Annotated in this window: 16 protein-coding genes, 4 tRNA genes and 3 pseudogenes; 1 reads left to right on the top strand and 22 read right to left on the bottom strand. The window is 39.1% G+C overall.

The features are described 5' to 3' along the window. Nucleotides 1–18: 18 nt before the first annotated feature. Nucleotides 19–171: pseudogene (locus tag QFZ87_RS02550) on the top strand (heterodisulfide reductase-related iron-sulfur binding cluster); the annotation flags it as partial. A 112-nt stretch (nucleotides 172–283) separates the two neighbouring features. Here the strand turns inward: QFZ87_RS02550 and rlmH are convergent. The 22 genes and pseudogenes from rlmH to ychF form a co-directional block, all read right to left on the bottom strand. Then, the gene (gene rlmH, locus QFZ87_RS02545; protein WP_309857275.1) at nucleotides 284–763 is read right to left on the bottom strand and encodes a 23S rRNA (pseudouridine(1915)-N(3))-methyltransferase RlmH; all 480 of its coding nucleotides are present in this window, start codon (nucleotides 761–763) and stop codon (nucleotides 284–286) included. Between the two features lie 100 nt (nucleotides 764–863). Beyond that, nucleotides 864–1022 (bottom strand): CxxH/CxxC protein, encoded by a 159-nt coding sequence (locus tag QFZ87_RS02540; protein WP_309857273.1) that lies wholly within the window; start codon nucleotides 1020–1022, stop codon nucleotides 864–866. Nucleotides 1023–1164: 142 nt separating this feature from the next. Continuing rightward, nucleotides 1165–2412, bottom strand: coding sequence for a S1C family serine protease (locus QFZ87_RS02535; RefSeq protein WP_309857271.1), 1248 nt, complete (start codon nucleotides 2410–2412; stop codon nucleotides 1165–1167). A gap of 178 nt (nucleotides 2413–2590) precedes the next feature. Next, nucleotides 2591–3386 (bottom strand): annotated as a pseudogene (locus QFZ87_RS02530) (MBL fold metallo-hydrolase). Nucleotides 3387–3392: 6 nt separating this feature from the next. Then, nucleotides 3393–4190, bottom strand: coding sequence for a two-component system regulatory protein YycI (locus tag QFZ87_RS02525; protein WP_309857269.1), 798 nt, complete (start codon nucleotides 4188–4190; stop codon nucleotides 3393–3395). Then, nucleotides 4177–5499, bottom strand: a complete 1323-nt coding sequence (locus QFZ87_RS02520; protein ID WP_309857267.1) for a YycH family regulatory protein — start codon at nucleotides 5497–5499, stop codon at nucleotides 4177–4179. The genes QFZ87_RS02525 and QFZ87_RS02520 overlap by 14 nt, the downstream gene beginning before the upstream one ends. Continuing rightward, nucleotides 5496–7322, bottom strand: coding sequence for a cell wall metabolism sensor histidine kinase WalK (gene walK, locus QFZ87_RS02515; protein WP_309867600.1), 1827 nt, complete (start codon nucleotides 7320–7322; stop codon nucleotides 5496–5498). Before walK ends, QFZ87_RS02520 begins: the two co-directional genes overlap by 4 nt. Before the next feature lie 8 nt (nucleotides 7323–7330). Next, a complete protein-coding gene (gene yycF / locus QFZ87_RS02510; protein WP_309857266.1) occupies nucleotides 7331–8041 on the bottom strand; it encodes a response regulator YycF in 711 nt (236 codons plus the stop codon). A gap of 203 nt (nucleotides 8042–8244) precedes the next feature. Then, nucleotides 8245–9696: a peptidoglycan DD-metalloendopeptidase family protein gene (locus tag QFZ87_RS02505; protein ID WP_309857263.1), complete on the bottom strand. Its 1452-nt coding sequence runs from the start codon at nucleotides 9694–9696 to the stop codon at nucleotides 8245–8247. A gap of 413 nt (nucleotides 9697–10109) precedes the next feature. After that, nucleotides 10110–10182 (bottom strand) — tRNA-Phe (locus QFZ87_RS02500). Between the two features lie 23 nt (nucleotides 10183–10205). Further along, nucleotides 10206–10282, bottom strand: a tRNA-Asp gene (locus tag QFZ87_RS02495). A 65-nt stretch (nucleotides 10283–10347) separates the two neighbouring features. Then, a tRNA-Glu gene (locus tag QFZ87_RS02490) sits at nucleotides 10348–10419 on the bottom strand. A 17-nt stretch (nucleotides 10420–10436) separates the two neighbouring features. Next, nucleotides 10437–10512, bottom strand: a tRNA-Lys gene (locus tag QFZ87_RS02485). 146 nt (nucleotides 10513–10658) lie between these two features. Then, nucleotides 10659–11951 (bottom strand): adenylosuccinate synthase, encoded by a 1293-nt coding sequence (locus tag QFZ87_RS02480; protein ID WP_309857260.1) that lies wholly within the window; start codon nucleotides 11949–11951, stop codon nucleotides 10659–10661. A 205-nt stretch (nucleotides 11952–12156) separates the two neighbouring features. Continuing rightward, nucleotides 12157–13509, bottom strand: coding sequence for a replicative DNA helicase (gene dnaB, locus QFZ87_RS02475; RefSeq protein ID WP_309857258.1), 1353 nt, complete (start codon nucleotides 13507–13509; stop codon nucleotides 12157–12159). A 170-nt stretch (nucleotides 13510–13679) separates the two neighbouring features. After that, nucleotides 13680–14129 carry a 50S ribosomal protein L9 gene (gene rplI / locus QFZ87_RS02470; RefSeq protein ID WP_309857255.1) on the bottom strand — a complete coding sequence of 150 codons (450 nt, stop codon included), beginning with the start codon at nucleotides 14127–14129 and terminating at the stop codon, nucleotides 13680–13682. Then, complete coding sequence (locus QFZ87_RS02465) at nucleotides 14126–16099, bottom strand: DHH family phosphoesterase (protein WP_309857252.1); 1974 nt, start codon at nucleotides 16097–16099, stop codon at nucleotides 14126–14128. The genes rplI and QFZ87_RS02465 overlap by 4 nt, the downstream gene beginning before the upstream one ends. Nucleotides 16100–16124: 25 nt before the next feature. After that, nucleotides 16125–17069, bottom strand: coding sequence for a YybS family protein (locus QFZ87_RS02460; protein ID WP_309857249.1), 945 nt, complete (start codon nucleotides 17067–17069; stop codon nucleotides 16125–16127). Nucleotides 17070–17186: 117 nt separating this feature from the next. Beyond that, complete coding sequence (gene rpsR, locus QFZ87_RS02455; RefSeq protein ID WP_024030263.1) at nucleotides 17187–17426, bottom strand: 30S ribosomal protein S18; 240 nt, start codon at nucleotides 17424–17426, stop codon at nucleotides 17187–17189. Nucleotides 17427–17478: 52 nt separating this feature from the next. Beyond that, the gene (gene ssb / locus QFZ87_RS02450; RefSeq protein ID WP_309857243.1) at nucleotides 17479–18015 is read right to left on the bottom strand and encodes a single-stranded DNA-binding protein; all 537 of its coding nucleotides are present in this window, start codon (nucleotides 18013–18015) and stop codon (nucleotides 17479–17481) included. Nucleotides 18016–18089: 74 nt separating this feature from the next. Next, nucleotides 18090–18377, bottom strand: a complete 288-nt coding sequence (rpsF, locus tag QFZ87_RS02445; protein WP_307283115.1) for a 30S ribosomal protein S6 — start codon at nucleotides 18375–18377, stop codon at nucleotides 18090–18092. Between the two features lie 194 nt (nucleotides 18378–18571). Beyond that, nucleotides 18572–19673, bottom strand: a pseudogene (gene ychF, locus QFZ87_RS02440) (redox-regulated ATPase YchF). Between the last annotated feature and the right edge of the window lie 105 nt (nucleotides 19674–19778).

The following is a 19778-nucleotide window of genomic DNA, read 5'->3' as shown; positions in this document are numbered from 1 at the left end:
TTTTATCACAAAACATGAATCTGTTGCGGTCAGCCATCCTATAATAGTTGTTATGTAAAAGATACAAAAGAAGTAATGAAACGGACAATCGATACGTTTATGGATGCTGATTATGTCGTATGTCCTTCAGGGTCCTGTGCTTATATGCTTACAGAATACCCTCATGTATTTGCAAGTTGAAGTTTATAGAAAAAATCCTGCCGAGTGTCGGCAGGATTTTTCCAGTCTATTAATTCAAATTACTATTAACATTGTTTTGGTTAATCTAGTAAAAAAACTGCCTCTATTTATGGTACGGTTCATTCCTATTTATACGAAAAGCACGATAAATCTGCTCAACCAAGATTAGTTTCATCAACTGGTGGGGGAAGGTCATCCGGGAAAAAGATAGCTGCTCGTTCGACCTTTTCAACACTTCCTCACTTAATCCTAATGATCCACCGATTACAAAAGCAATCTTGCTTTTTCCGTACGTCGCTAATTTATCTAACGTATCCGCAAGCTCCTCCGATGATTGCAATTTTCCTTGGATCGCTAAAGCTATCACATATGTATCTGGGTTGATTTTAGCAAGAATTCTTTCTCCCTCTTTTTGCTTAACCTGCTTCATCTCTAGCTCACTTAATTCTTCTGGCGCTTTTTCGTCAGCCACTTCTACTAAATCAATTTTTGCATACGCAGAAAGTCGCTTTACATATTCCTCAATCCCAAGCTTTAAATATTTTTCTTTCAATTTACCAACCGTAATGATCGAGATATTCACAATCCACAACCCTTTAATTTTTATTACAAACAGTTTACAAACAACTTATCCACAGAAGTTATCCACATGTCCACATTTTTTATCCACATATTGTATGGAATCACTTGTTCGCTACCATATATACAGCTGTATTTTGGCAGTATTCACAACTTGTTGATAAGTTATCCACATCAATTTTTGTTAATACCGGAAAAGTTTCATATTCATCCACAACCGTATCTAAAGCAACATCTACATGTTCCTCACAGCAATAAATCATTTTCTATTCACCTTCCTACACCGAATAAATCTGTTATTCCTATTGTTAACTTTATAAGCAGTCGTCATACGGCTACTTAAATAACTCATTTATCATATCATAAAAAAAACAGACAGGTGAATGTACCACCTGCCTGCATCTATTATTGTAGTTTTTCTCCAGATAGCGTTAACGTAGTCTCTTTTAACTGGCCTTCTCGATAATATTTAATCTTCATTTTCTCGCCAATCTTCTTTTTCTGATACAAATGTTTACGAAGATCTATCACGTCATTTATTTTCTGCCCATCCATTTCCACGATTACATCCAGTTCTTTTAATCCAGCTAAGGATGCAGGAGAATTCGGCACTACCTGGCGAAGAGCTACTCCATAATTTACATCTCGTGGAAGCTTCAACGCCTCTTCCTGATAATAAGCAGGAATCTCAGATACGGACTTTAAATCCACGCCCATATATGGACGTTTAACTGAACCAAATTTCTCAAGATCATTAATAATCGGCTTAGCTGAGTTAATTGGAATCGACAAACCAATTCCTTCAACAGCTTCTTGAGATATTTTCATTGAATTAATTCCAATAACTTGGCCCGCAATATTAATCAAGGCCCCGCCGCTATTACCGGGGTTAATCGCTGCATCTGTTTGCAGAACCTCCGACTGCCAATCAATAATGCCATCTTGATTGATATCTACCGGAATGGTCCGTTTAATCCCTGATATAATCCCTTGTGTAACCGATCCAGAGAACGTAGCCCCTAACGGATTTCCAATAGCAATAACAGGTTCACCCATTTTCAAGCTATCTGAATCTCCAAATTCTGCAATCTTTTTTATTTTGCTGGCATCAATTTCAAGCACCGCTAAGTCTGTCCAAACATCACTTCCAAGCAATTTAGCTGGGATTTTTGTTCCGTCTGCCATACTTACTTCGAGCTTTGTGGCCCCTTCTACTACGTGATGGTTCGTCACAACAAAGGCTTGATTGCCTTCTTTTTTATAAATAACACCTGATCCGGTTCCTGCAGCTTCCTCTGAATTATCCCCATTCCCATTATCTGACCAGAAGCTGGTTGATTGAATGTTGTTAATTCCAACCACTGCATCTGCTGCTTTATCCACTGCTTTTGTGGTATTTGTATTGACGTCATAAGCAACTTGCCTTTGGACGATATTTTGCTGATTTGTATTCGTGTTGTTATTTTCTGTTCCTGCATTTTGAGCTGAATTAATCTCATAAGGCAGAACACCTTGATTGGACAAGGCTGGAATGGCAATGATAACTAAAATTGCTCCAAGTATAGCACCAACTAAGCTAGCGAGAAAAACCCCGCTTTTTTTTCCTTTTTGTTCCCGATAGCGTCCTTGTGAATGATCGTCATAATAACCCAATTTACACCATTCCTCTCTTTCGAAAAGATTGCTAATTACTATTTTGGCTTATAATAACAATTATACTCGTTCTTCCTTAAATTTCTAAAGAACGGCTAAAATTTAAGAAAAACTTACGACTTTGTTCATAATTTTTTCATAAAAAAGAAGCTGCTAGAATAGCAACTCCTTAAAAAACTTATACTGCTGTTAAAATGGTTGGTGTTTTTGGATCCGTATCATAGAGGTCAAATTGTTCTCCGACAATCATTCCGCGGCTTTCCAACGTTTGAGACACGGCCATCTTTGCTAGGTCTTTCATATTATTATCAAGACTTAAATGGGCCAGATACACACGTTTCGTTTGGTCACCCACCACATCACTCATCGCAAGAGCTGCATCTTCATTGGACACATGCCCTACATCGCTTAAAATTCGACGCTTAATGTTCCAAGGATATCTTCCCATCCTAAGCATCTGCACATCGTGATTGGATTCAAAAATATACACATCGGCGTTAGAGATGATCCCCTTCATTCGGTCACTTACATAACCTGTATCCGTAATCAGGACCAGCTTTTTTCCTGAATGATGGAACACATAAAACATCGGTTCAGCTGCGTCATGTGAGACGCCAAATGATTCTATATCCGTTCCACCAAAGCTCTTTACTGTCTCCATATCAAAAACAAACTTTTGCTCCGTTGGGATCGCTCCTACAGAGCTTTCCATTGCACGCCAGGTTTTTTCATTTGCGAATACGGGTAAATGATACTTACGTGCAAGAATGCCGATGCCTTTAATATGATCACTGTGCTCATGGGTAACAAAAATGCGCGGAAAGCTTACTAATATCACGGTCAATTTGCGCAAATAAAGACTCCATTTGCTTCCCACTGAATCCAGCGTCTACAAGGAAGGAATGCTCATCTGATTCCACATAGAGGGCATTCCCAGTACTTCCGCTTGCCAGAATGCTATATCGTAAAGACATTCTACTTCACTCCACTTTACTATTTTCATCGCTGTTAAATTCTATAATCTGACCTTCAAATGCATTCACAAACAGGCTTTCCTTATCATCAACAACAAAACGCCAGGTTGGCGCTAACACTTGGGATGCCGCCAACTGAACAAGTGTTGAATACCCAAGCTCAACTTTAGTAATTTTACTCTTCGGTTTTAGATTTCCTTTAGAATGAAGGGTTTCAATTGCCTTTAATGGAGTAAGAATCTCTTCCTTCCCCATAAGCTTTTCAATTCCTTCAAGATAGGTTTGTTGATAAGAGACAATTTGATTGTCTGTATTAATCGTAAAGATAATCATCCCGTTCCTATTTTTAAATAAGGGGAAATTATCATATTGTTGATAGTAAGTAACCGTGTTTTTTTTATCGTTCTTCTCCCAAAATTGATAATGCTCACCGTAGAGAATATTTTCCTTTAAAAAGTTGGCAAGCTCTGCTGGTTCAAACTTGGAACTTAGCTGCACGGGCTTTTCAAGTGTAGATTCAAGGGTCGTCCCAGGCCCCTTTAAAGAAGGCGTTTGTCCCTTTAGCTTGGCCAAATCGCCTTTCGCAAAAGTCTTCGGCTTAGCGCTTAGATACTGACTCTTAACTGGTTCCTTTGGAAGCTCTACATACTTTATCTCGTCGGTTTTTAATCGTTCTTCAAAGGATGCTTCTGTTTTGATTTCATACTTATTGGCATCACGAATCTTCATGAATTGAAATAACAAATATACATCTAAAATCAAGAAGGTTAAGATAAAAATGGTTTTAATTTTACTCCAATCCATGCTTTGAGCCTCCTAGATCGTCCATCGTAATTTGACCCCACGTCTTATCATATCGATAAAACCAGGTAGGTTCTAAGAGGATCAATTTATTCTCCTCCGAATCCCTTTCCATTCGATAGCCTAAAATCAATTCCTCAAGAAGCTCTGGTTTAAAGTTCTGCTTTTTTTGTAAAAACTCCACTATTTCATGACCTGAAGGCTGCGTCACCTTTTTCATTTCAGTTGTTAACGGTAGATTAAGTGATATGAAGGAGCGAACATATTTTTCTATTTCATCTCGTCCCCATTCTTCATATATCTCTGACAACCCTCTGTCATTATAAACTGGGTAGCCGTCAGTACTATACAATCGGAACGTAACGGAACGATTATATTCGCTTTTAGAAACATATCGATAAGGCCCTGTCCACCCACCATGCTCATTCACGAAATCGATGCTTCGCTTGACTAAATCATATGAGCTATCAATATAAGTATCTTCCGGAATAGGGTTTACATATTGAAGCATACTTGTATCATAGTTAATCGTCATCTTACTAGAATCATTTGCGTACTCTTCCCCATTTGAGATAAAGCTTTTTTGCACATAACTTGGATCATTAAACAGCGCATCCTTGAATTCCTCTGAGTTGATTGCTACCGGTAAATATTTATAAGTGGTCATCTCCGATTTTCCTTCAGGAAGGTAAATCGTTCGCCTCTCAGATGCTTTAAAGGCAAAAAATTCAGGATACCGAGTCGCATTTTTGTAAAAATCATGATTAAATTCGCTCAAATTAACGGAAGAGATCCGACTTAAATACACCTGTTGATTTTCAGAGGAAACAAAATAAACGCTTCCCGTGTCCCTCTCCGAATTATCAACATCGATAATAATACGGTTAAAATTGAAGGAGGGTACCTTTTTTCCTTCAATATTTAAAACACTGCGATACAGTTCAATGGGAATTTCCCCTGAATAAGTAATTTCTGCATTTCCATCCTTACGAGCTAAATCGTTAATATTCCCAACTTTGTCGGTCACATTTTTCACATCAAAAAAGGACCATTTTCTTAGTTCCTTCACTATCTTGTCTAATTCCACTGGATTGTTCGTACCATAGTGCTTGCCCTTCAAATGGAATAAAATCTGGTTAGGACTGACAATACTTTGAACCTCTTGTTTTTCACTTACCGTAACCTCTTTCACGGTATTCCCATTTTCCATCGTGTCATAGTTAGGTTGATAGGTCCAAAGGTTCCAGGTTAAAAGTATGCTAACCAAGACTAGTATGGTTAAAATCCATGATTTAATATTTTCGTATCTCATGACCATTCATCCTCTTCTGAACGCTCATATGGAAGGGAAAACGCAATAGTCGTTCCTTTTCCTTCCTGACTAGTAGCCCAAATTGAACCCCCATGAGCATTGACCATTTCCTTCGCAATGGCTAGACCCAGGCCTGTCCCACCCAATTTACGGGTCCTTGCTTTATCGACACGATAAAAACGATCAAAAATCTTCCCGATGTTTTCCTTTGGAATTCCAACACCTTGGTCCTTGACGCTGACAATTATTCTACTTTCCTCTTCTTTAATAGAGAAGGTCACTTGTCCACCTTCAGGAGAGTACTTTAAGGCATTCGAAATGATATTATATAAAACCTGTGTCATTTTATCCTCATCAACTTCAATAAATATGGCATGATTAGGGAGCTTTCTTTTAAAGGTAACATTTTGTTCCTTAGTCATCTCAAACCTGTCAATGATTCGGTGATAGAAGTCAACAAAGTTGACCCATTCTATCGTAAGCCGATAATCTGTACTATCCATCTTTGAAAGCTGTAAAAGGTCATTAACGAGCCGGATCATTCTCTCCGTCTCAGTCCGTGTTACTTCTAGGAAATTCGGTGCAATCTCCTCATCCTGCCAGGCACCATCAGCTAATGCTTCCAAGTAACTTCTCATCGTGGTTAAAGGTGTTCTTAATTCATGTGATACATTGGCTACAAACTCTCGTCTCTCGGCATCAATTTTTTCCTGGTCCGTAATATCATGAAGAACGGCAATCAGTCCATTAACAAAGCCGGTTTCCTTTTGGATAACAGAGAAATTCGCACGAAGGAAATAACGCTCCGATTTCGTACTGTAATCTAGGATTAATGAATCATTCTCCTCGAGTAAGTCTTCAAATGTATTCGTATCATCTAAGTTTAAAAGGGACACAATTGGTTGGGATAAAACTGTTTCACGTGAAACATTCAATAGCTTGGCTGCTGGTTCATTAATTAAAATGACTCGACCCTTCCGATCGGTAGCTATAACCCCGTCTGTCATATAAGAAAGAACCGACGAAAGCTTTCTCCGTTCCCCCTCGGTCATGGCTTGTGCTTCTTGAAGCTTTTTCGTCAGGTTGTTAAAGGTAATCGCCAGTGTGCCAATCTCATCATACCCATACACTTTTACTTTCCGTGAAAAATTCCCTTTTGCCATGGCTAATGCTTGCTTCTTCATATCGGCAATCGGTCTTGTAATCGTCTGGGCTAATAAAATTCCTAAAACGGCAGTAATCGATAAAGCAATCGCAGTTCCTGTGGCAAAAATACCATTAATGGTTTTCATTTGTTCAAACACATTTTCTATTTTTGCAACAAGATAGATAGCCCCAATAACCTTTTTCCCTGATTTAATAGGGGTAGCAAGTACCCAAATCCGATCCCCTGTATGTGGGTCAATTTGAATGACACTCTGATCTTCTTCCATCACCATTGATTGTTTGATTCGAAGCTCTGTTGTCCGTTGCCCAACCAGCCCCTGATTGTTGGTGTTGGAAGTGCCGAGAATTTTAAGAGATCTATTTTCAATTACCCGAACCTCAGAAATATCCCCCGCATCAAAGTCTCGGAGGATTTTCTTAATATCCTCTTCGACCGTTGGATCCTCAGGGGACCGTTCCTTTTTCATTTCCTCAACGATATTATATGCAAGCAAATTTACGCGCTCTTTTAATGATGTCTGGAAGTTTGTTCTAAGCGTTTCTTCCAGCTGCTTTACAAAATACACGCCGATAATTTGCATAGCAACTAATATAAGCAATACATAGATGATGACAAATTTTACGTGTATTGACCGAAAAAAACCAACCTTTTTCATCAATGATATTACTCCTGTTCAGGATTCCGTAAATAATATCCAACTCCGCGGCGGGTAACAATCCATGTTGGATGGCTTGGGCTATCCTCAATTTTTTCACGCAAACGTCTAACCGTTACATCCACCGTTCTCACATCTCCGTAATAATCATAGCCCCATACGGTTTGCAGAAGATGTTCTCTCGTCATGACTTGCCCAATATGCTTTGCTAAATAATAAAGCAACTCAAACTCACGGTGTGTTAATTCAATCGTCTCACCGCGTTTGGAAACCACATAGGCGTCTGGATGAATCACGAGGGAACCAATTTCAATTTCATTTGACTCATTTTCGGCATCTGGCTGTGCCAATACTTGTTGGTGTCTACGTAAGTTTGCTTTCACACGGGCAATTAATTCCCTTGTGCTGAACGGTTTTGTTACGTAATCATCTGCACCTAGTTCTAGGCCTAATACTTTATCAATTTCAGAATCCTTCGCTGTCAGCATAATAATCGGCATTTCGTACTTTTTGCGAACTTCCCGACATACCTCCATGCCATCTCTTAATGGGAGCATAATATCTAGGAGAATTAGATCCGGCTGTATCTCTTCCACTAATTCTAGTGCTTCGTTTCCATCATAGGCGCAATAGACAACATATCCTTCTTTTTTCAGGTTGAACTGCAAGATATCTGCAATTGGCTTTTCATCATCCACAACAAGAATTTTCTTTTCCATACCATTGCTCCTTTTTTTATCAATTATCTATTCACTCACAAGCTGTTAAAGTCATAACTATACTATTTTACTTTACCATTTTATTAGCATAAATTCATCTTTAACTAGCATTTGGCAAGATTGGCATGTTATACTTTTCTACTTTTGTTATTTTTCATAAAAAGCAAAAGTCTCTAGTAACGACTAGAGACCTTTCATTTATATTATTTTAAATAGGTAAGTGGGTTAACTAAGCTTCCATTTTTATATACTTCGAAGTGAAGGTGGACGCCCGTTACGTTTCCTGTTGCACCCATGATTCCAATTGCTGTGCCTTTAGAAACGGTTTGTCCTACTTTTACGTTAATCGATGACATGTGGCCATAAAGCGTACGGAAACCATTTTTATGGTCGATAATGACTTTATTTCCATAGCCACCTGAATCCCAACCAGCAGAAACAACAACGCCATTATCCGCAGCCTTAATAGTCTTGTTACTTGGTCTCGCAATATCAATCCCTTTATGCATTTTTCCCCAGCGATAGCCAAGCTTACTGGATACATACCCACCAACAGTTGGCCAGGCAAAGGAACCCTCCCCACGAGACGGGATTGCTTTCGTTCCTTTAATAACAATATGATTGATTGGCTGCTGTAGAATTTTTTCACTTGTTTGATCTTTTTTTATGGTTACACCATTTTGTTCTGATAGTAAATAGTTTACTAAGCGGGATCCATTTTGTCCTGCTTGCTTTTCCTTGGTTTCACCTTTAGGCATAGATGAATCCTCAACTACTTCATTCGTAAATGCTATTTCTTCCTTTAGATTAGCTTCTTTATCAACAATGACAGCAACATAAGGTTGTAGAACCGTAACATTTAATTCCTGCCCAATCTTCAAAAGAGTTTCAGCCGTCAGACCTGGATTTAATGCTAGGATATCAGCCTGACTTAAGCCATGATTCGCAGCGATTGTTTCGAGAACATCGCCCTCTTTAACAATATATTTCTTTTCCTCTAACGTACCTTTTTGTAAAAACGTTAAGGCTTCCGCACTAGACATTATTTTTTCCGGAGCAATATTTTCTGTTTTAATTGAAACATCTTTAGATAATCGAACGTCTAACAAACGGGTTTCATTTTCCTTTAATGCGGGTAAAGAAGGAGTAGCTGATGCTTTTCTAGACTCCAGTTCGTTTAATTGCTCTTCAGTTACGTATTGAAGCTTTAGTTTCTTTATGACATTCTCGGCTGCCTCTTTATTTTCTAAATAAGCAATTGGTTTACCATCAATAACGATGGCTGATGCCTCCGCTTGCAGTTGGAATGACTTTTTAATAGTTTGAAGTGTTTCTTGATTATCGGCAGAAGCACGGAAAACCTGTTCAGGTATGTAATTGACCTGTGGACCAAATTTTAGTGTGACATCCTTGAGGGACTTTTTTGCTGTTATAACTTCCTCGTCCACTAATTGATCGACTATATTTTTATCAGTAACATTACCGATATATGTACCATTCAAATAAACATGATAAATGGTGGCTAATTTCGATGAAGTAGCAAGTGCAACTGGCCCATTGCTAAAGGCAACGACAGATGCGGCCAATACAGTAATAATGGTCGTTTTAAGTAGTAAAAACTTTTTTGTTTTCGCTATTTTATTAAAAAATAACATCTTTTCCTCCTAAACCACGGTAAAACCCTCTTACTCTAGTACTTTTGACTAACAAAGAATTCCCCAGTATTTTAGACCTTCTTTACTTTACCATAGTTTGTTTTAAAAAGATTAATAGTTGATATAATGTAACAAAAATGTATAATTGCTGACATTTTTCTACTTTTTTTTAAAATTATTCAGTCAAATTAGCTCGATTTTTCTTTGGATATTAATATATGAAGTAGGGTAGAATTCCTATAGTATCAAGGAATACTATAGTCCTAGAGTAATAGATTTCTTTTTATAAAATAGGACAAGCGAATTATTCCTGTTTTGTAAAATAGGAGGGAGGTTTATTACAAAAAGATTACAAAATGTGTTCTGTGAGGGAATAAAAAAAGAAGCCTGCCTAAGCAAACTTCTTTTTTGGATGGCTCAGGACGGAATCGAACCGCCGACACAAGGATTTTCAGTCCTTTGCTCTACCGACTGAGCTACTGAGCCATAATAAACTTTGTAATATTAAATGGCGGTCCGGACGGGACTCGAACCCGCGACCTCCTGCGTGACAGGCAGGCATTCTAACCAACTGAACTACCGGACCATTATAAATTGATCGTCAGTAAGGAAACCGTCCTTGCCAGTCACTTACTGACAATCAAATGCCGATGACCCCTACGGGATTCGAACCCGTGTTACCGCCGTGAAAGGGCGGTGTCTTAACCGCTTGACCAAGGGGCCATACTAAAATATTTAAATGGTGAGCCATGAAGGACTCGAACCTTCGACCCTCTGATTAAAAGTCAGATGCTCTACCAACTGAGCTAATGGCTCTCGAATGAAGATGATTCATAATTTCTTTGTCGTATCGTGGCGACGCTTTTTATAATAGCATGGATAATACTATTTAAGCAATACTTTTTAAAAAAAACTTTTTAAATAATGAGAAGCCCTCAAATTTGAGGGCTTCTCATTATGTTTTAAACTTGTCTCCAAGGGCTTCTTACTACGTTTGTTTGATTACGGTCAGGTCCAACAGAGAAAGTTGTTAATGGCACTCCTGTTAGCTGCGTTACACGCTCTACATAGTGGCGGGCATTAACTGGAAGCTCATCTAATGATTTCACTCCTGTAATATCCTCTGTCCAGCCTGGTAATTCCTCATAAACTGGAACACACTCTGCTAAAATTCGTAAATTCGCAGGGTATTCAGTAATTAACTCATCCTTATAACGGTATGCTGTACAAATTTTCAATGTTTCGATGCCAGTTAATACATCGATTGAGTTAAGTGAAAGGTCTGTTAATCCACTGACACGACGCGCATGACGGACAACTACACTGTCAAACCAGCCAACACGGCGAGGGCGTCCTGTTGTTGTACCGTATTCACGACCTACTTCGCGAATTTGATGTCCAATTTCATCATGTAATTCAGTTGGGAATGGACCATCACCCACACGGGAAGTATAGGCTTTACATACTCCAACTACATGCGTAATTTTAGATGGACCAACACCAGAGCCAATCGTTACTCCTCCAGCCACAGGATTCGAAGAAGTAACGAATGGGTATGTGCCTTGGTCTATATCAAGCATTACCCCCTGTGCTCCTTCGAATAGAACACGTTTGCCGTCATCTAAAGCATCATTTAACACAACAGATGTATCACAAACATAATGCTTCACTTGTTGGCCATACTCATAGTACTCATCAAGGATTTCTTCCTTGGTAAAGCCTGTTGTTTCATATATACGTTCAAATAGACGATTTTTTTCAGCTAGGTTTTGTTCCAGCTTTTCTTCAAAAATTTCACGGTCTAATAAATCTGCCATACGAATACCGACACGAGCAGCTTTATCCATGTAAGCAGGACCGATCCCTTTTTTAGTTGTACCGATTTTATTTGCACCTTTGCGTTCTTCTTCCACTTCATCTAGCTTGAGGTGGTAAGGAAGAATGACATGAGCGCGGTTACTAATGCGAAGATTATCCGTTGTAATTCCTTTTTCATGTAAATAAGCAAGTTCTTTAACCAGTGCCTTCGGATCGACAACCATACCATTCCCAATTACACATGCTTTTTCTTTATAGAAAATCCCTGATGGAATCAGATGTAATTTATAGGTTTCTCCATTAAATTTAATGGTGTGGCCTGCATTGTTTCCACCTTGATAACGTGCAATGACCTCTGCATTTTCAGACAGGAAATCAGTAATTTTTCCTTTTCCTTCGTCTCCCCATTGCGTACCAACAACCACTACTGATGACATAAAAGGCACCTCCGAAATTTTTGCTTTCAGTAAATATTTATTATTCCCTCAGATAGTTTATCAATTTACAGAGTAAAAATCAACAAAACACGAACAATTTACAATAAACTTTATATTATGTTCGTAATATATCAATTTACCATTCTATTAATCTTCCAACTTGTAAACAAAAAAGGCTAGCCAAGAATGGCTAACCTTCAGAAATCTATGCACCAGGCGGCTCATACCGCGTCTCGAGATTGACGAACTTATTATATTCCTTAACAAAGGCTAACGCTACAGTACCAGTTGGGCCGTTACGCTGCTTGGCAATAATGATTTCAATGATATTTTTATTCTCCGATTCCTTATCATAGTAATCATCACGATATAAGAAGGCAACAATATCGGCATCCTGCTCGATACTTCCTGATTCACGGATATCGGACATCATCGGACGCTTATCTTGACGCTGTTCCACACCGCGGGAAAGCTGAGAAAGAGCAATAACAGGAACCTTCAGCTCACGTGCTAACTGCTTAAGGGAACGGGAAATTTCCGAAACTTCCTGCTGACGGTTCTCTCCTGATCGGCCGCTTCCCAAAATCAACTGCAAGTAATCGATTAAAATCATGCCTAACCCATGCTCTTGCTGCAAGCGACGGCATTTCGAACGGATATCACTAATTCTAACGCCAGGCGTGTCATCGATAAAAATCCCAGAATTTGAAAGACTACCCATTGCCATAGTCAACTTGCCCCAGTCATCATCCGTTAAGGAACCCGTACGCAGCCTTTGGGCATCGATATTTCCTTCCGAACAAAGCATACGCATAACCAGCTGTTCTGCACCCATCTCAAGACTGAAAATAGCTACATTTTCACCTGTCTTCGTCGCTACATTGGAAGCAATATTCAAAGCAAAGGCCGTTTTACCTACGGAAGGACGAGCCCCCACAATAATTAAGTCATTTCGCTGGAATCCTGCTGTCATTCTATCTAGCTCAGCAAATCCGGTAGAAATCCCCGTGATCTCTCCCACACGATTGTGCATTTCCTCAATATTGTCATACGTACGGACAAGGACATCTTTAATATTATGGAATGCTCCTGCATTCTTTCTCTGGGCAACTTCCATAATACTTTTTTCCGCTTCACTTAAGAGCGCTTCAACCTCATCCTCACGCGAATATCCATCGGTTGCGATATTCGTTGCAGTACGAATCAGTCTTCTAAGCAACGATTTTTCTTCTACTATTCTCGCATAATACTCAATGTTAGCAGCTGTAGGTACAGAACCTGCAAGCTCACTTAAATAACTCACACCACCGGTATCTTCTAAAAGCTTGGAGGCTGCCAGCTCCTCCGTCACGGTAATCAAGTCAACGGCTTTCCCTTGGTCATTTAAGTTGAGCATCACATTAAATATTTTTTGATGTGCGGCACGGTAAAAATCTTCAGGAATCAAGATTTCCGATGCCAAAGTTAAAGAAGAAGGCTCTAAAAAGATAGCCCCTAAAACAGCCTGTTCGGCCTCTATATTTTGTGGCGGCATGCGATCCGCGAATAAATCATTCATTTATAAAAAACCTCCTATTCTAGTAGGATGATTTTAAGTAATAGTCTAAAAGTATTATATCATATCCTAAAAAGAAAAAAGTGACCAGCTAGGACCGATCACATCATTGATAACTTTTATATTCTAACATGGTTTCATACCAATTCACACTGGCAAATTTTATCCCCGTACTATTTTATTTCTTTAACAGAGACAGTTAATGTAGCTGTTACTTCATGGTAAAGCTTTACTGGAACCTTTGTATGGCCAAGTGTGCGAATCGCATCAGCTAATTCCATTTTACGCTTATCAATTTTAATTCCATGTTTCTTTTGCAATTCTTCTGCGATTTGCTTTGTTGTAATGGAACCAAAGAGTCTTCCACCTTCACCAGCTTTAGCCGTTAACTCCACCGTAATTTTATCCAATACTTCTTTTAACTTTTTTGCTTCAGCCAATTCCTCTGCTGCTTCTTTTTCTTGCTTCTTCTTTTGAGCATCTAAAGAGCTGATGTTGGAATTATTTGCTTCAACAGCTAAACCTTGTTTAATTAAAAAGTTATGTGCATAGCCATCAGCTACATTTTTCACTTCACCTTTTTTACCTTTTCCTTTTACATCTTTAAGAAAAATTACTTTCATTCTTTTTTCACTCCTTCAAAATATTCATCAATTGCCAGCTTTAACTTTGTTTCCGTTTCGTTTATCGTTAAGCCACTAAGCTGGGTCGCTGCATTCGTAAGATGACCGCCACCTTTAAGGCTTTCCATAATCACTTGGACATTGATGTTCCCTAGTGAACGTGCACTAATTCCTATAACACCTTCATTCCTTTTGGAAATAACAAAAGAGGCGAGAACCCCATCCATCGTTAACAAAGTATCTGCTGCTTGCGCAATAATGACTTGATCATTCAGTTCATTTTCATTTCCTTTTGCTATAGCCACTCCCTCACGATAAAAAGTAACAGATTCAATCAGCTTGGCCCGTTTGATATATGTATCTACATCTTCTTTTAAAAGCTTTTGGACTAAAACTGTATCTGCACCATGTGCACGTAAGTAGGAGGCTGCATCAAACGTCCTGGACCCTGTCCGTAAGGAGAAACTCTTTGTGTCGACAATAATCCCTGCTAATAGAGCAGTGGCTTCGATCATCTCAATTTTACCTCGTTTAGGCTGATATTCCAAAAATTCCGTTACTAGCTCGGCAGTAGAAGATGCATAGGGCTCCATATAAACAAGCAATGGATTGGCAATAAAATCCTCACCACGACGATGATGGTCAATGACCACCACATGGTCTATTTTATTTAATAGTCGCTCTTCCATGACTAAGGCAGGCTTATGTGTATCCACAATCACTAGAAGGGTTTTGTCTGTAGACATTTCTAATGCTTGCTCTGGACCAATAAAATGTGCATATAACTGCTCACTCTGACGTATTTCTTCCATGAGCCTTTTGCCACCATTGTCTAGTTCCGTCGTATTGACCACAATATATGCTTCTTTTTGATTCATTTGCGCTACTTTATAAATGCCAATACTTGAACCAATAGAATCCATATCAGGGTTTTTATGCCCCATGACAATCACTTTATCACTGGCCGTAATTAAATCCCTCAAGGCATGAGAAATGACACGTGCTCTTACCCTTGTCCGTTTTTCAACAGGATTTGTTTTTCCACCGAAGAATTTCACTTTCCCATTTGGCAGTTTAATGGCTACCTGATCGCCGCCTCTGCCGAGAGCTAAGTCAAGGCTTGATTGGGCTAATGCTCCCAATTCAGGTAATGAAGTAACACCTGTTCCAACCCCAATACTTAAGGTAAAGGAGACATTCTGCTTGGAGGTCATTTCTCTTACATCATCAAGAATAGTAAATTTACCCTTTTCAAGAGCATGGAGAATTCCTTCACTAAACACGGCAATAAATCGCTCAGAGGAAACCCGTTTGAGGAAAATTCCATTATCCTGAGCCCATTTATTTAGGATAGATGTCACGAGATTGTTAATACTCCCACGCATTTGGTCATCCATACCCTGTGTCAGATCATCGTAATTATCTAAGAAAATGGTGCCAATAACCGTCCGATCATCCTGGTACTTTTTCTCGATTTCCTTTTGTTCCGTGACGTCAAAAAAGTATAATAGCCGCTCCTCACGCTTATGGATAACACGGAATTTCCGTCCATGAAGAGTAATAATTTCCGTTTCCACTTCCTGTTTAATCAATGGAATGAGTGAATCTGCCACATCATAAAGCGATCTACCGACTAATGTTTCTTCATCAAAGTATGATGCCAGGAAAGGATTGGTCCACTCAACGAAATACTCCTCATTAATGAGCATAATCCCAATTGGCATTTCCATAAGCGCCTCTTCGCCAACCTTTTTGACTCGGTAGGAAAGGGTTGCGATGTATTCTTCCATTTCTTTTCTCTGGCGCCGCTCAATGACAAACATATAGTAGAGAGGGAAAAACATTAAAAATAATCCGGCCACACTTAAAATCCAGTTATATAATAACAAGACAATGAGCAGTACCACTGTAACGCCTATTAACCCATAAAAGGGATAACGGATTGACCGCTTTTCTAAAAATGCAGGCAAAGTTTTCAGCTCCTAGTCGTGAATCTTACTCTTTCTTTTCAAATTGCTTTCGAAAATCAAAGCCTAAATCAGTAATGCCCAATATCATTATTATATAACGGACTATTGGAATCATCAAAGTAAGAATTACAACAAGCACCCCAAGTCCCTTTGCAACCGACCTCTGGTGGAAAATATAGAATAAAAAAGCAAGACCCTGCACTGTCAGTAAAATCTCTAAAAGATATTTAGCATTGATTAATACGGAATATAAATATGTATCCTCATGTGGGTGAAACAACAGCATTGCACCTAAGGCAATTAAATAATACCATAAAAGACTTTTCGGCAGGGATAGATTACGGAAACTCCCCCATGGTTGGACATTTACACCAAATCTTTTTACAACCGGAAAGCTAATCCATTGAATGAAAAACGCAGCAGATACCGCAGTGAAAATCAGATACGATGGAGCAAGAGTCGTGATTTGATTTATCATTTGGTTACCTTGCTCTTGTAATTTCTCAATTTGCGCCTCTTGCCCTTGCGTCTTTAAAATCTCTTCAGACTGTTTCATTGATTCATTTACAGAGGTCTTCAATTCATGAATAATATCCAGTTGGAAAAAAGCAGCCGAAACACTATAAAAAATAACCATTCCAATTGTTAGGATAAGGGTACTAGCAAGTAAAATAAAATTCCGACTCTTGTTTTTTTGCACCAGATAGCCAATGACCACCCCAGCAGATCCATGGATCAGCATAAGGGCTAGCCCCCTTAATGAGCCCGCAAAAAAGGAGATAAAAATAGCTGCTATACAAAAGGCTGTGATCATTTTTATATTGTTTTTTGCTGAAAATAATATAAATGGTATGGGTATTGTAATGACGACGAGTCCCCCTACAATAGGAACGTAAGTACTTATTAAGATTAGAGCAGCCATCGACGCTAAAAGAATGGCACCCTCTGTTAGTTTATGTACATTTTTCACTTCTTCACCTCTAATTATGAAAGCTACCTCTTATTTTAGACTACCTAAGAGTGATGATTCAACTTTATAAAAAGGAAAAAGGCAGTAAGGGCGACCCTTACTGCCTTAGAAAGCTTATTATTCTCCAGCCACGAATGGTAATAATGCCATTTGACGTGCACGTTTGATTGCAACTGTTAGTTTACGTTGGTATTTAGCGCTAGTACCAGTTACACGACGTGGTAAAATTTTTCCACGCTCAGAGATGAATTTTTTAAGTAAATCTACATCTTTGTAATCGATGCGAGAAATGCCATTTGCTGTGAAATAGCAAACCTTACGACGCTTTGCGCGACCGCCTTTACGTCCTCCTGCCATGAAAATTCCCTCCTTTATAATTTTTTATTTATTCACGTTCGATAAAGGTTGTTTAGAATGGAAGATCATCATCGGAAATGTCAATTTGTCCATTTCCTGCAAATGGATCTTCATCCATACGAGTAAAACCTTTATTTTGGTTTTGATTTTGATTATTTTGGTACTGGCGTTGATTCTGATTGCCGCCTCCGTATTGGTTTCCTTGCGGTTCCCTTGGTGGTGCACCGAAATGATCATTGTCGCCTCTTCCACCGCCGCCACCAGACGAGCTTTTAGGTTCTAAGAACTGAACGCTCTCTGCTTGAACCTCTGTAACGTAAACACGTTTACCATCTTGTCCTTCATAGTTGCGGGTTTGAATACGACCATCAACACCTGCAAGACTGCCCTTTTTCAAGAAGTTCGCTACATTTTCAGCCGGTTTACGCCAAACAACACAATTAATAAAGTCTGCTTCACGCTCACCTGCTTGACTAGAAAATGGTCGATTAACTGCTAGAGTAAAGGTAGCAACAGGAACCCCATTTGGCGTATAGCGCAAATCAGGATCTTTTGTTAAACGGCCAACAAGCACGACACGATTCATCATCAGAATCAACTCCTTTTCTTCCAGGGATTGTTTCACATGAAACATTTTGCACCTGAAAAAATTTTATATTAATATTAAGCTTCTTCTTTAATTACGATATGGCGAATGATATCTTCACTGATTTTTGCAAGACGAGAAAATTCTTGTACTGCATCAGCTGAAGATGTAGTTTTAGCGATTTGGTAGTATCCGTCACGGAAATCGTTGATTTCGTATGCAAGACGGCGCTTACCCCAATCTTTTGTTTCAGCAGTTTCCGCACCATTGTCAAGAAGAATTGTGTTAAAACGCTCAACTAGAGCTTTTTTCGCTTCCTCTTCAATGTTTGGGCGGATGATGTACATGATTTCGTACTTATTCATCACAGTCACCTCCTTTTGGTCTAAACGGCCCGAATGGGCAAGGAGCAATTATTCATTACTCACAAGTTAAGATTATAGCATAGAAAAACAGGAAAAGCAATGTTCTTTCCCTGTTCCCATTTTTACCTATTTTCATTGATTTAAACATGTAACCTATTCTGTTGATTTCCGCTCCAATCAACATATGCTAGTATCTAAACGTTGAAACGGAAGTGGATGACGTCGCCGTCTTTTACTTCGTATTCTTTTCCTTCAAGGCGGACTTTTCCGGCTTCTTTGGCAGCGTTATGGCTTCCTGCTGCTAGAAGATCATCGTAGGATACTGTTTCCGCACGAATAAATCCGCGTTCGAAATCAGAGTGAATGACGCCTGCACACTGAGGAGCTTTCATTCCTTTTCTGAATGTCCATGCACGAACTTCCTGAACTCCAGCTGTGAAATAGGTAGCTAAGCCAAGTAAGCTATATGCAGCACGGATTAATTGATCTAGACCAGATTCTTCGATGCCAAGCTCAGAAAGGAACATAGCCTTTTCTTCACCCTCGAGCTCTGCAATTTCTTCTTCGATTTTCGCACAAACCACGATTACTTCAGCATTATCAGCTGCCGCATATTCACGAACTTTTTGTACATATTCATTATCAGAAGGATCAGCAATATCATCTTCGCTCACATTAGCTACATATAGAACAGGTTTAATTGTTAAAAGGTGTAGACCTTTAACTAATTTCATTTGTTCCTCTGTGAAGTCAACCGTACGAGCTGGTTTCTCTGCTTCAAACGCATCACGAAGCATCGCAAGAACTTCGAATTCTGCGGCTGCATCCTTATCTTTTTGCTTAGCCAATTTTTTCAACGCGGCTAATACGCTTTTCCACGGATTCCATGTCTGCAAGAATTAACTCGAGGTTAATGACTTCGATATCATCAATCGGGTCCACTTTTCCAGAAACGTGTGTGATATTTTCATCAGCAAAGCAGCGAACTACTTGGCAAATCGCATCTACTTGGCGGATATGAGAAAGGAATTTGTTTCCTAGCCCTTCACCTTTGCTTGCTCCCTTAACAATTCCTGCAATATCGGTAAATTCAAATGCTGTTGGAACAGTTTTCTTAGGTTGAACAAGCTCAGTTAATTTTTGTAAACGGTGGTCAGGTACTTCTACAATTCCTACGTTTGGATCAATCGTACAGAAAGGATAGTTCGCTGATTCCGCTCCTGCTTGTGTGATTGCATTAAATAAAGTAGACTTACCAACGTTCGGTAAACCTACGATACCAGCTGTTAAAGCCATGTCCTTCACTCCTCATATTAAAATCGATCTATTTAAACTAAAATTGAGTCCATTAATCAATAAATAGTCAAGCCTTTCACAATTATAGGCATTTGTAAGGAAAAA

It is taken from the genome of Bacillus sp. SLBN-46 (assembly GCF_031453555.1).
In the GTDB taxonomy this organism is placed as follows: domain Bacteria; phylum Bacillota; class Bacilli; order Bacillales; family Cytobacillaceae; genus Neobacillus.
Note: the sequence above shows the minus strand (reverse complement) of the source record. Positions and strands in the feature narration are given on the sequence as shown.

Bases quoted from the DNA above. Each gene is read 5' to 3' on its own strand.
- QFZ87_RS02525 (WP_309857269.1), bottom strand. From the start codon at position 4,190: ATGGATTGGAGTAAAATTAAAACCATTTTTATCTTAACCTTCTTGATT.
- rplI (WP_309857255.1), bottom strand. From the start codon at position 14,129: ATGAAAGTAATTTTTCTTAAAGATGTAAAAGGAAAAGGTAAAAAAGGT.
- dnaB (WP_309857258.1), bottom strand. From the start codon at position 13,509: ATGAATGATTTATTCGCGGATCGCATGCCGCCACAAAATATAGAGGCC.
- QFZ87_RS02540 (WP_309857273.1), bottom strand. From the start codon at position 1,022: ATGATTTATTGCTGTGAGGAACATGTAGATGTTGCTTTAGATACGGTT.
- QFZ87_RS02520 (WP_309857267.1), bottom strand. From the start codon at position 5,499: ATGAGATACGAAAATATTAAATCATGGATTTTAACCATACTAGTCTTG.
- yycF (WP_309857266.1), bottom strand. From the start codon at position 8,041: ATGGAAAAGAAAATTCTTGTTGTGGATGATGAAAAGCCAATTGCAGAT.
- walK (WP_309867600.1), bottom strand. From the start codon at position 7,322: ATGAAAAAGGTTGGTTTTTTTCGGTCAATACACGTAAAATTTGTCATC.
- rpsF (WP_307283115.1), bottom strand. From the start codon at position 18,377: ATGAATAAGTACGAAATCATGTACATCATCCGCCCAAACATTGAAGAG.
- QFZ87_RS02505 (WP_309857263.1), bottom strand. From the start codon at position 9,696: ATGTTATTTTTTAATAAAATAGCGAAAACAAAAAAGTTTTTACTACTT.
- QFZ87_RS02480 (WP_309857260.1), bottom strand. From the start codon at position 11,951: ATGTCATCAGTAGTGGTTGTTGGTACGCAATGGGGAGACGAAGGAAAA.
- ssb (WP_309857243.1), bottom strand. From the start codon at position 18,015: ATGATGAATCGTGTCGTGCTTGTTGGCCGTTTAACAAAAGATCCTGAT.
- rpsR (WP_024030263.1), bottom strand. From the start codon at position 17,426: ATGGCAGGAGGACGTAAAGGCGGTCGCGCAAAGCGTCGTAAGGTTTGC.